Genomic DNA, 14,757 nt, shown 5'->3' with positions numbered 1-14,757 from the left:
TCAGGTGTAGGCGATCAGCCGCCCGCAGGCGACCACCCCTGCCCACGTGACGAGCGAGACGGCGCCCGCCACCCTGGCCGCTACCGGTGCGCGACGGACGCCGTCCCACTCGCCCACCCTGCGATAGACACCGAGGTGGAACAGCGCGACGTTGACCCCGGCTACCAAGAGCAGGGTCAGCTTGACCGGCGCGGCACCGGTGCCCGCGATCTCCCGGGCCCCGGCCGCGAACATCGCGGCCCCGGACAGCGCCGCCGCGGCGAACCCGGCCCGCGCGACCGGCAGCAGACGCCGCGCCGCCGCCACCACAGACACAGCGTCTTGGCCCGCACCGAGCAGCCGCATATCGAACAGGGTGGCCGGGCCGACTAGCAGCGCCAGCCCCAGCAGGTGCACGATCTCCAACGACGAATACACCCACGGCGTCACCCTGACGAACTCGGCCGGCCACGTCTGCTCGAGCCACATGAGCACGTCCACCCAGCCGCCCGCCTCCGGCATCATCGGCCGTTGCCGCCCTTCCTCCCTGCCCGCACCGCCACCACTGTGGCACCGCCGACCAGAAGGGCACCCCCCACGAGCCAGGGAAGCGGCCCCGAACCGGCGTTGCCGGAGCCGGTAGCCGGGCCAGCCTCGGCGGGTTCGGTCGCCGAACCGGAAGAGGCGGCGGCCGGCGGCGGGCCTTCCGGCAACGGGACCGAGCGCTGCCTGATCGCTCGCCCGTCCTGCCTGACCAACAGCTCCGGCCGGATCTCGTCGGCATGCTCGCGATGCACATACCCGACGGCCTCAAGCCGCTCACCCTCCTCCACCTCGTCCGGCATACCCCACGCGGTCAGCCGCTCCACCGGCGCAAGGACCAGCACCACTTCCGCATCCCGACCGTCGAACGGCTGGGCACGCCGCAACACGTCCCGACCACCGAGCTCCTCCAGCTCGGGCGGGATGGAGCGCCTGGCCAGCCCGGACGGCAACCGCACCGGGGCGGCCACCCGCAGCCGCACCTCCGGATGCGGGTTGCCCCACCTGACCTCCGTCACCGTCCCGGACACGTACAGTGGCCGCTCCGTCCTGAAGTCCTCCCACCCGTGATGCAACGTGCCGAGGAGGAGATGTACGGCAGCGCCTCCGACAATCATCGACTTCATGACAGCCATCCTCACCACCCGACACGATTAGACCCGACCCAGAGCTAAATCCGGGCCGATTAATATCAGTGACATATGAACCTTCAGCAGCTGCGCTACGCGGTCGCTCTTGCCGAGGAGCTCAACTTCGGCCGGGCCGCGCTCCGCGAGGGCGTGCGGCAACCACCCTTCAGCCAGCAGATCGGCAAGCTGGAGGACGAGCTGGGCGTGCGCTTGTTCGAACGCACGACCAGGCAGGTAAGCCTCACCCCCGCGGGCGAGGCGTTCGTCGCCGAGGCCCGTGCGAGCCTGATCCACGCCGCCCTCGCAGCCGAGTCGGCCCGCCGGGTCGGAAGGGGAGAGGCAGGCCGGCTGTTGATCGGATTCGTCGGCTCGGCGACCAACCTCACTCTCCCGCGCGTGCTTCGCCGCTTCCGCGCCCGCTACCCCGGCGTCCAGGTCGAGCTACGCGAGCTGCCCACCGCACAGCAGGCCGAGGAGCTCCGGCAGGGCCTGCTCGACGTCGGCCTCCTGCACGCTCCGCTCGCCGGACCCGCCGCCGAGGTCCTGACCACCCACACCGTGGCTCGCGAACTGCTCCTCGCCGCCCTCCCCACCGACCACCCCCTCGCTCCGCGCGCGTCACTCCCGCCCACCGCCCTCGCCGGCGAGCCGTTCGTCATGTTCCCCCGCCGGCACGGACCCGCACTACACGACCAGATCATCAGAGCAATGGGCTTCGAGCCCAGGATCGTGCAGGAGGCCGTGCAGATGCAGACCATCGTGGGCCTGGTGGCGGCGGGGATCGGCGTATCCGTCGTGCCTGAGTCGGTGGCCCGCCTGCGCCGTGGCGACGTGGCCTTCCGCCCCCTGGCCCCACCGACCCGGGTGGTGACGCTGGACCTGACCTGGCGCACCGGCGACCCGAACCCGCTGGTCCGCAACTTCCGCTCCCTGTTCCGCTGAGGGCCCGTGATTCCGGTTGTTTATGGGAATCTCGAACGCGTCTACCCCGAACCGCCGGTGTGCTTGACTTCCGCCCCGTAACCACACCCTCTGGGAGGGTTCATGGGGGAGTTCGTGGGGATCTGATCCGCCGGATGGAGGCGGGAAATAGGCCCTGACCAGGACGCGCCCCGGGCTCGACGCGGCCATCGCCGAGGCGGGCGAGGACTGGGTCGGCCGCCAGGGCACCGCCGCGATCCACCGGACCTGGGCCCTCTACCACGAAGCGCACCAGGGCCTGAAGTGGCGCATCGACACCATCGAGCAGCTGGTGCCGGTACGCGAGCAAGGCATGCTCACGGCAGGCATGGCAAGTTCGGCTGGGGATTTGACGGGGTGCTCGCCGGCGCGGATGTGCACACGTCTTCAAGATTCCGCCGCGCTCGCCATGGGCAACCGCTTTCGCCGAGCGGTGCGTCGGCAGGCTCAGGCGGGAGTGCCTCGATCACCTGCTAGTTCACGGTGAGCGGCACCTGCGACAAGGTTCTGGCCGAATACGGGCGCCACTACAACGAGCACCGGCCACATCAGGCCCTGTCGCTACGGCCAGGTCGTCACGGTCGACGAACCCAGGGGTCCTGGAGCTGTAACACGGATCTGTCAATACCTCGCAAGTCACCTCCTTGGTGGACTCGGTGCAGACGCGGCAGCCGTTCCCGGGCGGAATCGTTGGAGGCATGCGACTATCCAGACTCCAAATGGCGGCGTTGACGGCGTCCGTGTTCACGTTCATCGCCGCATTGGCCACAGACGCGCTGCCGACTCTGTCCTACACCACCGGGTTCGCACCGCACTGGGTGACGGCAGCCGCAGCCCTGGCCGGTGCGGGCTTCGCTGTCTTCGAACGGCCGATCGTCGTGGGCTGGCTCTCGTCGGTGCTATTGCTCTGGTCGGCGGGTGGCCTGGTGCTCGACTGCTTCCGCGCATTCTTCGTGGTGACCGAGATACCGGCCGGGGAGTTCGCCCGGGTGGACGGGCCTGGGATGGCGAGACGAGCACTCAGTCTCGCTGCCACCGGGCTCGTTGGGACGCTGGTGCTGCGGCGCACCCAGCTGCCGAGCGGGCCGTGGCTCGGCTACACGGCATTCGCGCTCGGGTTCATCTATCCGACGGTCAAGCTGTACTGGTCGCTGGGCGGGTCGTTCCTGCGCCCCGCCGACTACTCCGAGGGACTTCCGTACGGCGAGTTGATCATGCTGGCCATCGGGGCGATCGGATCGTTGGCCCTTGTTCAGGCATGGGGGAGGCGGCTTCCGCGCAGGCTGGTGCTGTTCGGCGGTTGGACGGGAGCCGCTATGTTGAGCACCATGGGGAGCATGTCCGTGTTCGGCACCCTCTCGCAGCTCATGGGCGTGACCGACGGGCCGGTGCCGCTCGGTGACGCCTCAGCGGTCGTCATGGTCTCCTGCGTATACGGGAGCTGGCTGCTGTTCGGGCTCGCGGTGGCCGGAGCCACCCTGGCCTACCAGCGGCAGACCGCCAGGGTGCTCACGCGGTGATGCGGTGGGTGGCGGGGGCGCACACGTTCGACGCTGTGGCCGCGTTCGTGGTCGGGGTACCGCTGTTCCTGCTCTCGGTCGTGGTGGCGGTGCTGTCGCTGCCAGGGGAGCGGGCAGCGATCCTGGTGGCGGCCTGCCTGCTGGCGCATGTGGCATTCGCCTTCCGCCGGGACCTGCGCGCATTCCTTGTGATCGCCGTGGCGCTGGCCGTACAAGCAGTCGTGACCGGGCTCTTCATCGTCTTGCCGACCGTCGTGATCTTCCCGCTCGCCCTCTACTCCTGCACCGCGTACGGCAGGTCGTACCTACCCGTGGTCGTGGGACTGGCGGGGGCGGGACTGGCCGCGGCCAGGTTCGCCACAGACTCCAGCGTCGCGGCCGCCCATCTGGGACCGAATCCGTGGATGCTGCTGGGTCTCCTGGTGGCCATCGTGGTGGCGGCCTGGGGGCTTGGCCTGTACCGCAGGACTCAGCTCGCCTACGTCAAGCTCCTCAAGGAACAGGCCAGCGTGTCAGCCGCTCAGGCCACCCTGGCGGAACGGGCCAGGATCGCCCGCGAGATGCACGACGTGGTGGCCCACGCCCTGGCCGTCATCGTCGCCCAGGCCAGAGGTGGGCGACTGATCCCCGACCGCGCCACCGAGGTGCTGGCCACGGTGGAGGAGACCGGACGCCAAGCGCTCACCGAGATGCGCGGCCTGGTCGGTGTGCTCCGCGCGGACACCGCCGCCGGCCCCGAGGCCAGCGATCTCCGGCCGCAACCGGGCCTGCCCGAACTCCCGGAGCTGCTGGATCGGACTCGCGCGGCCGGGCTCGCGGTGACCATGACCACCTCCGGTAGGGCCCGGCCGATCGGGCCGGGGGCGGAGCTGGCGCTCTACCGGGTGGTCCAGGAGGCGTTGACCAACACGCTCAAGCACGCGGGCGGCGGAGCGAGCTCGTCGGTCAGATTGTCGTGGACGCCGGTGAACCTGGAAGTGACCGTGGCGGACGACGGCCGGGCTCCCGTGCCGACCGAGGGCACGGCGCCGGGCAACGGGCTGGCCGGGATGCGCGAGAGAGTGCTGGCAGTCGGTGGCACGCTCTTCGCCGGAGCCGCAGAGGAGCGGGGCTTCGTGGTGACGGCCCGCTTGCCGTACCAGAAGGGCGCAGTGTGACGATCCGGGTGTTTGTGGTGGACGATCAGGACCTCGTCCGTACCGGTACGATCATGGTCATCCAGGCTCAGGGCGACATGACTGTCGTGGGGGATGCGCGCGACGGCCTCGACGCCCTGACCAGGCTCGGGAAGGTCGTCGCCGACGTGGTGCTCATGGACGTGCGGATGCCTGTCCTCGACGGTGTGGAAGCCACCCGCAGGCTCCTGGCCGGGACCGGGGCTGGGCCCAAGGTCATCATGCTCACTACGTTCGACCTGGATGAATACGCCTTCGCCGCGCTCCGTGCGGGCGCTTCGGGGTTCCTGCTCAAGGACGCGCCCGCCGAGGAGATCGTGGCGGCCATCCGGACCGTGCACGAGGGTGACGCGGTCATCGCACCCTCCACCACGCGGCGGCTGCTCGACCACGTCGCCCCCACCCTGCCGCTGCAGGCCAATCCGTCCATTCCCCTCACGGACCGCGAGCGGGAGGTCCTCCAGCACATCGCGCAGGGCGAGACGAACGCCGAGATCGCCGGGCGCCTCTTCCTCTCGGAGGGCACGGTCAAGACCCACGTCGGTCGCATCCTGGCCAAGCTCCAGCTCCGCGACCGCGTCCAGGCGGTCATATGGGCCTACGAACACGGCCAGGTGCCCCGCATATGAGCTCTGCACGGATCGCGGCCAGATCCGGGAGAGTCGATAGCGGCGGAAGTCGCTGTCTCGCCAGAGAGGCGGCCTCGATGGCATAGGGCCGAAGGCTTCGCTTTCAAGATCATTTGCGATGATCTGCGACAGGATATTTGTGGGATTCGTCCGGGCTTCAGCTGAAGTAGGACGAGAGCCGCAGCGGCGGCCTGGATGATCCGGCTCAAATCGAGGCTGACTCGCCAACCCGGACCCCAGCTGACCCCGAAGAACGAGACGATCACGCCTGTCACCCGACCCGCTGGCTGACCTCGACATCCTCACCCTGTACCGCGTCAAGACGCCGTTATGACCCTCTGAGTTGTGGTTTGACTGAGTCCGCCAGCGCGGACAAGCTCACGCCTTGTGGCTGTTCGCCTACTGGATCTGGTCACGGTCCGCGTGTAGCTGTCCAGTCCCGACCGGCGCGGCAAGGTCCTGGAACTCCTGGCCGCCCCATGGGGCTCAATAATAGGCTTCGGTGTCTGACCTGCCGGTTCTCGGCGGTTTCAGTTGGCGACCCGGTACTCGTTGATGAGGCCGCCGAGGATGGATCTGCGGTGGACTCGGTGGCCGGCCAGGTCGATGGGGGTTGGCGTCCGGTTTCGCTTGCGACGGGGACAACTGTCCGATGCCGCGGTGAGGCCGAGCCGTGTTGTAGTGCTCAAGTAGCGGGTGAGGGTTCGGCGCAGATGGCGCTCGTTGAGGATGAGCATCCAGTCCAGGAGGTCGCGGCGTAGGGTGGCGTGTGAGGTTGACGGTGTCCACGTGCAGGAAGTCGACGGCGACGATGTGCTCGGCCTGAGTGGTCAGGAACTGCTTCCACGTCGGCCCGCTGCGGCGCGGAGCGGGGCCGATCCCGGCCCGGTTCAGGATGTTCCGCACGGTCGAGGCGGCGGTCTTGTGGCCGAGGCGGGTCAGTTCACCGTGGATGCGCCGATGGCCCCAGCGGGGGTTCTCCGCGGCCATGCGCAGGATGAGTGCCTTGACCCCAGGCGCGGTGGTTGGCCGTCCGGGACGGCGACGGTTGCCGTCATCTCGTTATCGGGAATACATTCTCCCAGCGTTGGCGGGGTATCAGGTGCGAGAGCGCCGCCAGCCACAAGCGGCGGCTGGTTCGCAGCGCACCCCAAGATCGTCGTCGGCCGGGTCAAGCTCGCCCGACAGGCCGACAACCTTTCGTGAAGTGATTTTGCGGCGATTCTATCCGGCAGGCGCAACGGCCGAGCTGGGCTGTTGGGAAGACACGAGACCAAATAACTTCACGGAAGGGTCATTTCCTGAAGCGAATCGGTGTCCTGCGATTTCGCGTCCTTCGTCACCGGGTTCTGCGGGAAGTCGACGGTGATGTCGAGGCCGCCGCCGGCCCGGGCGGCGACCGTGATCCGTCCCCGGTGAGCGAGGGTGACCGCGCGCACGATCGATAGCCCCAGCCCCAGCCCGTCGGTACGGACGCGGGTGCCCTGCCCGTGCACGAACGGTTCCAGCAGCGTCTCCGCCTCGCCGGGCAGGACCGGGCGGCCGGTGTTGGAGATCCGCAGGATGGCGCGCCCGCCCGCCTTACCCGTGTCGACGACCAGCCGCCCGCCCGCCACGTTGTAGCGGACCGCGTTGTCGACCAGGTTGCCGACCATCCGTTCCAGCAGGACCGGTTCGCCGCTGACCGGCGCCGGCCGGAGCTCGCATCGTACGGCGACGCCGGCGGCGGCCGCCCGCGCTCCGGCGGCGTTGAGGGCGGCGGCCGCGACAGCGGCCAGGTCGACTGGCTCCCGCGCCGCGAGCCCGGCCTGGCTGCGCGCCAGCAGCAGCAGCCCGTCCAGGACACGCTGCACGTGCTCGACGGCGCCGCGCACGTCGCCGGCCATCGCGAGCAGCTCGGCACGGCTGGGATCCCCGTCCAGGGTGACGTCGATCGCCGTGCGCGCGGTGGTCAGCGGCGTACGCAGCTCGTGGGCGGCGTTGGCGGTGAACAGCCGCTGACTGTCCAGGATCCGGTCCCGCTCGAAGACGCCGCGCTGGATGCGGTCCAGCATCCCGTTCACTGTGCCCGCCAAAGCGGCCAGCTCGTCGGCGGGAGCGGTGACCGGCACCCGCTCGGTGAGGTTCTCGGCCGACAGGCGCCGGGCGGTGGACGAGATGACGCGGATCGGCCGCAGCACCCGGCCGGCCACCAACCAGCCCAGTACGGCGGCCAGGGCGGTCACCACGATGAGCGCCAGAACGGCCTGGGGCAGCAGCGCGGACAGAGTGGCGGTCTGCACCCGGTCGGCGAAAACTTGCAGATCCACGGCTGTCGGCATCGGCGGGGGAGTGCCCGATGGGCCAGTGCCGCTCCGGTCCAGGCGGGTGAAGAAGGTGCCGCGGCGCATCAGCAGGTAGGTTAGCCCGGTCAGCGCGGCGCCGGCGGCCAGCACCAGGGCGGTCTGCAGCAGAGTGAGCCGGGCCCGGGCAGTCAGCCGGGCCATCCTGAGTCGGACCACGCCTCATCCTCCAATTCGGTAGCCGGCGCCGGTGACGGTCTCGATCAGCGGCGGGTCGCCGAGCTTGCGGCGCAGCGTGCCGACGGTGATCCGGACCGCGTTGGTAAACGGGTCCGCGTACTCGTCCCACACCTTGTCCAGCAGGGTTTCCGCGCTGACCACATCACCGCTGGCGGCGATCAGCTGCTCGAGCACGCCGAACTCCTTGGGCGTCAGACGCAGCAACTGCCCGTCCCGCTCGGCGCTCCGCCGGGCCGGATCCAGGGTCACGCCTGCGGCGCGCAGCACCGGCGGGCGGGCCGGTGCACTGCGCCGTACCAGGGCGTGCACCCTGGCGACCAGCTCGGAGAACGCGAACGGCTTGCCCAGGTAGTCGTCCGCGCCCAGCATCAGCCCGCCTACTCTGTCCTCAACGGCGTTGGATGCGGTCAGCATCAGCACCCGCGACACCCCCCGCTGGACGAGCCGGCGGCACACCACGTCGCCGTGTACGACCGGCAGGTCCCGGTCCAGGACCACCACCTCGTACGGCGTGATCTCGCACTTGTCCAGCGCGCTTTGGCCGTCGAGGGCGACATCGACGGTGAAGCCGTGCTTGCGCAGCCCGGCCTCGATGTACCCGGCGAGGGGCTGCTCGTCTTCGACCAAGAGCACACGCATCCGGGCAGTATCGCAACACCGGCATATGGGACACGTATGGTCCGCCGATCGCCCACCGATAAGCGCCGGCCGGTAGATGTGATCGCTGGCAAGGCCCGCCGGGCCGGCCTAGACGACGAAAGCATCGAGGCCCTGTTCATGACCACCTTTCGGACCACCACTCAGGAGGACATAGCGTGACTTCTGTCCTGCAGGCCCAGGCGCTGGGCAAGAAATACGGCAAGCGCTGGGCGCTGCGCGAGTGCACCGTCGACATCCCGGCGGGCCACGTCGTCGGGCTGGTGGGGCCCAACGGAGCCGGCAAGACCACGCTGCTGAAGCTGGCCGGCGGCCAGCTCCAACCGACGGCGGGCGCCATCACCGTGCTCGGCGGCCGGCCTGCGGGCACGCCCGCGCAGCTGGCCAGGGTCGGGTTCGTCGCCCAGGACACCCCCGTCTACGCGGGACTGACCGTCGCCGATCACCTGCGACTGGGGGCACGGCTCAACCCCCGCTGGGACGCCATCATGGCGCGGGAGCGCATCGCGCGGCTCGGTCTCGATCCCACCCACCGGGCGGGCAAGCTGTCCGGCGGCCAGCGCGCCCAGCTCGCCCTCACCCTGGGCCTGGCCAAACGGCCCGAGCTGCTGATCCTGGACGAGCCGGTCGCCTCGCTCGACCCGCTGGCCCGCCACGAGTTCATGCAGGGGCTGATGGAGGCCACCGTCGAGCACCAGTTCAGCGTGGTGCTCTCCTCCCACCTGGTCTCCGACTTGGAAAGGACATGCGATTACCTGATCGTGCTCGTCGAATCGCGCGTGCAGGTGGCCGGGGAGGTCGACAGGCTGCTGGCCACCCATCACCGGCTCACCGGCCCGCGCCGCGACCCCGACCGGGTCCCCGCCGACCAGCACGTGATCTCCGCGCGCCACACCGAGCAGCAGAGCACATTCGTGGTCCTTACCGACGCCCCGATCCACGACCCCGCCTGGACGGTCAGCCGGCTCAGCCTGGAGGACCTCGTCCTGGCCTACATGGAAAAGCAGACCGCCGACAACCGGCGAGCCGCGCTGGAGGTGCAGCGATGATCTGGCTGACCTGGCGCCAGTTCCGCGGCTCGGCCGCGATGATGGCCGCCGTACTCGGCGTACTCGCCGTCGCTCTGGCCGTGACCGGCCCGGGACTGGCCTCTGCCTACTCCGCAGGGATCGCCGACTGCGCCACGGACAACACCTGCGAGAACTTCTACAACCGCTTCTTCGGCGAGTACAACCTCCCGTTCATGGCCCTGACCCTCGTCGTGCTGATCCTGCCCGCCCTCGTCGGGCTCTTCTGGGGTGCACCGTTGATCACCCGCGAGCTGGAGGCGGGCACACACCTGCTGGTGTGGAACCAGAGCATCACCCGCGGCCGCTGGCTGGCGGTCAAGCTCGGGCTCACCGGGCTGGTGGCCGTGGCCGCCGCCGGCCTGTGCGGCCTGATGGTGACCTGGTGGTCCGACCCTCTGGACGAGTCGGCCGCCGAGGGCATGGCCCTGATGGCTCCCCTGGTGTTCGGTGCGCGCGGCATCGCCCCGATGGGGTACGCGGCCTTCGCCTTCGTTCTCGGCGTGACCGTGGGTATGGTGGTGCGCCGCACGCTGCCCGCCATGGCCCTCACCCTGGCCGTTTTCGCAGCGATCCAGCTCGCCTTGCCGACGATGGTCCGTCCCCATCTGATGGTCCCGGTGACCGCGACCTTCGAGCTCGGCATGGTGAACATGGAGAGCCTCAGCATCCCCCGGGAGGGAGGCGCGGCCCCGCGGTTGTTTTTGAGGGAGGCCGTTCCCGGCCATCCGGGTTCCTGGGTCCTGACCAACGAACTGCTCGACCCATCCGGAGGCGTGATATCCGGCGGCAGCGGCGGCGCCGGAGCCGTCGTCAATGTCTCCTCGACGTCGGGACCCTGCGCACCGGGGAGTGCGGCGGCGGGCGCCGGGGACGGCTGCTTGGGCGAGGTCAACCGCCTCGGCTACCGGCAGCAGGTGACCTACCAGCCCCTTGAGCGCTTCTGGCTGTTCCAGTGGATCGAGACCGGGATCTATGCCCTGCTCACCATCGGTCTGACGTGGTTGTCGTTCTGGTGGATCCGGAGGCGCCTGTCATGACCGTCTACAGGGCCGCGACCGCCGGGCTCGCACTCCTGCTGGCCGCGGCCTGTACGGCGCCGACGGCGCCGCGCAGCGAGTCGAGCGCGGCAGGCAGTACGGTCTGCGCGTCGCCTCAGGGCCGCCTTCCGGCACAGACGCCCACCACGATCGACGTCATCGAGCAGGCGTACTTCTGCATTCTGGGCAACTACTACAGCGGCGCCACGCTGGACGCCCGCTCGCTGCTGACCGCCGGGTTCATCGCGTTGACGCGGGAACTCAACCTCAGCGGGCGTGATGTGTCCGAGGCGACCATGCCGGCGTTGACCGGTGACCGGGAAGCCGACTGGACCGCTTTCGAGTCCGTCTATCGGAAGGTCACCGCTCAGGTTCCCGACCTGAGCGACAAGCTGGCCGTCGTCACCCTTGAGGCCATCGTGGCCGCCCTCGGCGACAATCACGCTAGGTGGGTGCACGACGTCGGAGGGGCGCCCCCCGACTACTATGACGGTGACGGCTACGGCCTGGGTCTTCAGGCGAGCGTCAACGGACCTCAGGTGAACGGCAACCCCGGCGCCGCGCTTCCCCCGCTGTTCGTCACCACCGTGGAGGGCGGCGCGGCGCAGGCCACTGGAGTGCGTCCGGGTGACATCATCGAATCGATCGACGGATCAGCGCCCTTCCTCGATGGGAAGCCCACTAACGCGATCGCCGCGCTCTACCCGCAGTACCCCGAAGCCGGACCGGTCGAGCTGCGGCTTTTGCGGCAGAGCACCGGCCGCCGCTGGAGTGTGACGCTCAAGCCCGGCGTTTACGAGCGGGATCTGGCCGCCTTGCAAGGGGTGACGTCGAAGCTTCTGGAAGACGGTATCGCCTATGTGCGGTTGCGCGGGTTCGCTCCCGACGCCGGGGACAGGGTGTTCAAGGCGATCTCCCGGCTGCGCGCCGGCCGGACGCTCACTGGTGTCGTGCTGGACCTGCGAGGCAACGGCGGCGGCAGCGCCACTGAAGCGATCCGGCTGGTGAGTGCTTTCGTCCATGGCAAGGTCACCGCCTACCTGTGCACTGTGGACGCCAAGTGCGAAGCCCTGCGGACCGACGGCACCGTCAAGCTGCTCAACCTGCCGCTTGCGGTGCTCACCGACCGCAGTTGCGCCTCGGCGTGCGAGCACTTCAGCTCCGCGGTCAAGGACCTGGGCATCGGCCAGCTGGTCGGCACCAGGACTGCCGGTGTCATCTCCGGCCCCTCGGAGCCGTTCCAGCTCAGGAACAACACCATGCTGGCCTTCCCCACCAGGCATCACCTGGGGCCGAACCGCGAGACGCTCGACCGGATCGGCGTGCCGCCCGACCACCATGTGCCCTTGACCCCGAAGGACGCGGCCGCCGGGCGCGACCCCGCCCTGGCCAAGGCGCTGACCCTACTGGAGAAGTGAATGGACCTCTCGATGAGACAGATCCTGGCAATCGCCGCAGGGCTGGTCGTCTTCGCCGCGTCCGCCTGCTCCGCGCCCACGCCGCCCCGGTCGGCTACCAGCCCGTCGGCCACGCCCACCGGTCCGGCCGTCCTGCCCGCGCCTACCGGCGACCATCCGGTCGGCACCACCATCCTGTATGTGAACGACACCTCCCGCCCCGATCCCTGGAACCTCAACGCCGAAACCAGGGAGCTCAAGGTCACCCTGTGGTATCCAACCGAGCAGGAGGACGGGGAGCGGGCGCCGTACATGACGCCGAAGGAGTCGGAGCTCTTCCTGAAGGGCTCCGAGATCACGGGTGTGCCGTCTGACACGCTGAGCAAGACGCGGACGAACGCCATCAAGGACGCCGAACCCGCGGGGAAGAAGCTTCCGCTGGTGGTGCTCTCTCCCGGCTTCACCAAGCCGTTGAGCTCACTCACGACCTTGGCGGAGGAACTGGCCAGCCGGGGGTACGTAGTGGCCGGGATCGACCACACCTACGAGAGCTACGTCACGACCTTGTCCGATGGTCGGGCCGCAGAGTGCCTCGCGTGCGACAGCGACACCGACCCTGGCTTCGGCACGAGGGTGGTCCAGGGCCGGGCGGCCGACGTCTCCTTCGTGCTCGACCAGCTGCCAGCGAAGTGGGACGGTTCCGGCCTGATCGACAAGTCCAGGATCGCGATGGTCGGCCAGTCGATCGGCGGGTCCGGCGCCATGGCGGCCATGGTGAAGGACTCCCGCGTACGTGCCGGGATCGACATGGACGGCAGCACCTACGCCCGGATCCCCAAGAGCGGATTCTCCCGGCCGTTCATGTTCATCGGTTCGGGGCAGCACGTCCCCGGCGGCAGCGACTCTTCGTGGGACCGTGACTGGAAGCTGCTGACCGGGTGGAAGCGCTGGATCGTGGTGACGGATACAGACCACCAGGCGTTCACTGACATTCCGCTGGTGGGGCCCTCTCTCGGCATCAAGCCCGTCTACGGCGTCCTGCCCGCGAAGCGCAGCGCCGAGATCGCCCGCACATACGTGGCGGCCTTCCTCGACCAGCACCTGAAGGCGCGACGGCAGCCACTCCTGGACAAGCCGTCAACGCAGTACCCGGAGGTCAAGCTTTGCCCGGAGAATTGCGGTCAATCCTGATGCCCGACACGCTCCCTGAAGCCACCGGGGGATGTTGACCACAGCTCGCCCAGGCTCAGAAGACGCGAAAAGAGAGCGACACCGCGCGCCGACCGGGCCTCATCGGCAGCAGCTGCGACGGCACACCCGCACCCAAGAAGTGAACAGCCCCGCCTGGGTAGCCCCGGCGTCCGGGCGACCCCAACACAAACGCGATGGAGATCGACATGGAAAACGCCACAAAACAGAAGCGCTCGCGCAGGAGCATCGCGCCGGCCGTCGCGCTGGCCGCCGTCGCATTGGCCGGCGCTGCCTGCGGGAGCGGCCATGAATCCGGCACGTCCGCGATGCTTAAGCAGGCCGACTCAGTGGCCTTCGCCAAGTGCGTCCGCGAGAACGGCGTGCCGGACTTCAAGGACCCGGCGCCGGGCGTGGGCATGGGAGAAGGGATCGACCTCAACTCCCCGACGTTCAAGAAGGCCGTCGAAGCCTGCGAAGACGTCATGCCCACTCCATTTCTGCGGAACAACACCGACGAGAACTGGTCCACGGCGGACAAACGCACGTACGCCGCGTGCATGCGCAGCAACGGCGTGCCGTCGTTCCCCGACCCCGACAGAAGCGGCGCTTTCAAACTCGACGACAACGACCCCAACACACCGCGGTTCAAGAAGGCCGAGCAGGCCTGCAAGCAGCACCAGCCGCAGAACATCCCGAGCATGACCCCCAGCAAGACCGGCGGCAGTTGAGCGTGATCCGCCGGACGGACACACTGGTGGCCGAAGGCGTCTGGGAACCGAAGTCTCGCGATTGACCGACCGGTCGCGTCCTCCACGCCTGGATGGGCTGGCGAACAGCACCCGCGACTGGGACGGACCGTCGTCGCGTCCGGGGTGCCGTGGGCTTTGTACGGCCCGGCGCGTCGGCAAGTGCCACAGCAGCGGACCTCCCCTTCTCAGCTCATGAAGGCCATGCTCTCGCAGCTCAACGCCATGACCTGCTGACAACGACGGTTGTTGAGCTTCTTGTCCGGGCGTGTCGGGCCCGGCGATGGCACGCGGCGGGACGACCGAAAGGGTCAACCGATCATCTCGAGTAAGAGGAAGTCGATCGCCCGGCCCATTGACCAAGATCACCCCATCCACCGAGGCCAGGCGCAATACAGCCGTCAGTGTAATCAATCTCGATCAATCAACCGTACAACTCCCGGACGCTGGCGGTCTGCACGGATGAGGGAAGGGTTGGAACTTCCCCCTGGTTGGTGGACACGCTGGTGTGTCCCGGCTCTGCGATCGGCGGAGGCCTTCCCTCACGCGAACGCACAACACGTCGAGGCGTCCCCGGCTTCCATGATCAGCACGGAGGTGTGAGGACCATCGGGCTGCTGCTGGGACGTACGTCCGCGGCATGTCGCGGACCGCGGTCGACGATCCCCATCCTTCATGAACGGTTGGAGTGTGCCCGAAGGT

The 14,757-nt window shown here is 68.9% G+C and carries 13 protein-coding genes; 9 read left to right on the top strand and 4 right to left on the bottom strand.

The window, feature by feature from the left end; genetic code table 11:
- Together AC3EO4_RS36330 and AC3EO4_RS36325 are read right to left on the bottom strand one after the other, a co-directional pair.
- Nucleotides 1-504 carry a hypothetical protein gene (locus AC3EO4_RS36330; RefSeq protein ID WP_431899959.1) on the bottom strand — a complete coding sequence of 168 codons (504 nt, stop codon included), beginning with the start codon at nucleotides 502-504 and terminating at the stop codon, nucleotides 1-3.
- Entirely contained in the window at nucleotides 501-1,148 is a 648-nt protein-coding gene (locus AC3EO4_RS36325; protein ID WP_379575461.1) for a hypothetical protein, read from the bottom strand. The genes AC3EO4_RS36330 and AC3EO4_RS36325 overlap by 4 nt, the downstream gene beginning before the upstream one ends.
- A 75-nt stretch (nucleotides 1,149-1,223) precedes the next feature.
- On the opposite strand from AC3EO4_RS36325, the gene AC3EO4_RS36320 reads away from it, so the two are divergent.
- The 4 genes from AC3EO4_RS36320 to AC3EO4_RS36305 all read left to right on the top strand — a co-directional run bounded on the left by AC3EO4_RS36320 (nucleotide 1,224) and on the right by AC3EO4_RS36305 (nucleotide 5,435).
- Complete coding sequence (locus tag AC3EO4_RS36320) at nucleotides 1,224-2,093, top strand: LysR family transcriptional regulator (RefSeq protein WP_431899957.1); 870 nt, start codon at nucleotides 1,224-1,226, stop codon at nucleotides 2,091-2,093.
- A 716-nt stretch (nucleotides 2,094-2,809) separates the two neighbouring features.
- Complete coding sequence (locus AC3EO4_RS36315) at nucleotides 2,810-3,631, top strand: hypothetical protein (RefSeq protein WP_379575459.1); 822 nt, start codon at nucleotides 2,810-2,812, stop codon at nucleotides 3,629-3,631.
- A complete protein-coding gene (locus tag AC3EO4_RS36310; protein ID WP_379575702.1) occupies nucleotides 3,631-4,788 on the top strand; it encodes a sensor histidine kinase in 1,158 nt (385 codons plus the stop codon). Before AC3EO4_RS36315 ends, AC3EO4_RS36310 begins: the two co-directional genes overlap by 1 nt.
- 53 nt (nucleotides 4,789-4,841) lie before the next feature.
- Nucleotides 4,842-5,435 (top strand): LuxR C-terminal-related transcriptional regulator, encoded by a 594-nt coding sequence (locus tag AC3EO4_RS36305; protein WP_431900012.1) that lies wholly within the window; start codon nucleotides 4,842-4,844, stop codon nucleotides 5,433-5,435.
- Between the two features lie 1,283 nt (nucleotides 5,436-6,718).
- Here AC3EO4_RS36305 and AC3EO4_RS36300 read toward each other — a convergent pair.
- Both AC3EO4_RS36300 and AC3EO4_RS36295 read right to left on the bottom strand, forming a co-directional pair.
- Nucleotides 6,719-7,936, bottom strand: coding sequence for a sensor histidine kinase (locus tag AC3EO4_RS36300; protein WP_431899955.1), 1,218 nt, complete (start codon nucleotides 7,934-7,936; stop codon nucleotides 6,719-6,721).
- 3 nt (nucleotides 7,937-7,939) lie between these two features.
- Nucleotides 7,940-8,596, bottom strand: coding sequence for a response regulator transcription factor (locus AC3EO4_RS36295; protein ID WP_431899953.1), 657 nt, complete (start codon nucleotides 8,594-8,596; stop codon nucleotides 7,940-7,942).
- Between the two features lie 176 nt (nucleotides 8,597-8,772).
- On the opposite strand from AC3EO4_RS36295, the gene AC3EO4_RS36290 reads away from it, so the two are divergent.
- From AC3EO4_RS36290 to AC3EO4_RS36270, 5 genes are all read left to right on the top strand, one after another.
- Complete coding sequence (locus AC3EO4_RS36290) at nucleotides 8,773-9,663, top strand: ABC transporter ATP-binding protein (protein ID WP_431899952.1); 891 nt, start codon at nucleotides 8,773-8,775, stop codon at nucleotides 9,661-9,663.
- Nucleotides 9,660-10,721, top strand: a complete 1,062-nt coding sequence (locus AC3EO4_RS36285; protein ID WP_431899950.1) for an ABC transporter permease — start codon at nucleotides 9,660-9,662, stop codon at nucleotides 10,719-10,721. Before AC3EO4_RS36290 ends, AC3EO4_RS36285 begins: the two co-directional genes overlap by 4 nt.
- Nucleotides 10,718-12,139 carry a S41 family peptidase gene (locus AC3EO4_RS36280; RefSeq protein WP_431899948.1) on the top strand — a complete coding sequence of 474 codons (1,422 nt, stop codon included), beginning with the start codon at nucleotides 10,718-10,720 and terminating at the stop codon, nucleotides 12,137-12,139. Before AC3EO4_RS36285 ends, AC3EO4_RS36280 begins: the two co-directional genes overlap by 4 nt.
- 12 nt (nucleotides 12,140-12,151) lie before the next feature.
- A complete protein-coding gene (locus AC3EO4_RS36275; protein ID WP_431899947.1) occupies nucleotides 12,152-13,309 on the top strand; it encodes an alpha/beta hydrolase family protein in 1,158 nt (385 codons plus the stop codon).
- A 194-nt stretch (nucleotides 13,310-13,503) separates the two neighbouring features.
- Nucleotides 13,504-14,037 carry a hypothetical protein gene (locus AC3EO4_RS36270; RefSeq protein WP_431899946.1) on the top strand — a complete coding sequence of 178 codons (534 nt, stop codon included), beginning with the start codon at nucleotides 13,504-13,506 and terminating at the stop codon, nucleotides 14,035-14,037.
- The last annotated feature ends 720 nt before the right edge of the window (nucleotides 14,038-14,757 follow it).

Source organism: Nonomuraea sp. bgisy101 (genome assembly GCF_057708945.1).
This window is presented reverse-complemented; position numbering and strand designations above follow the sequence as displayed.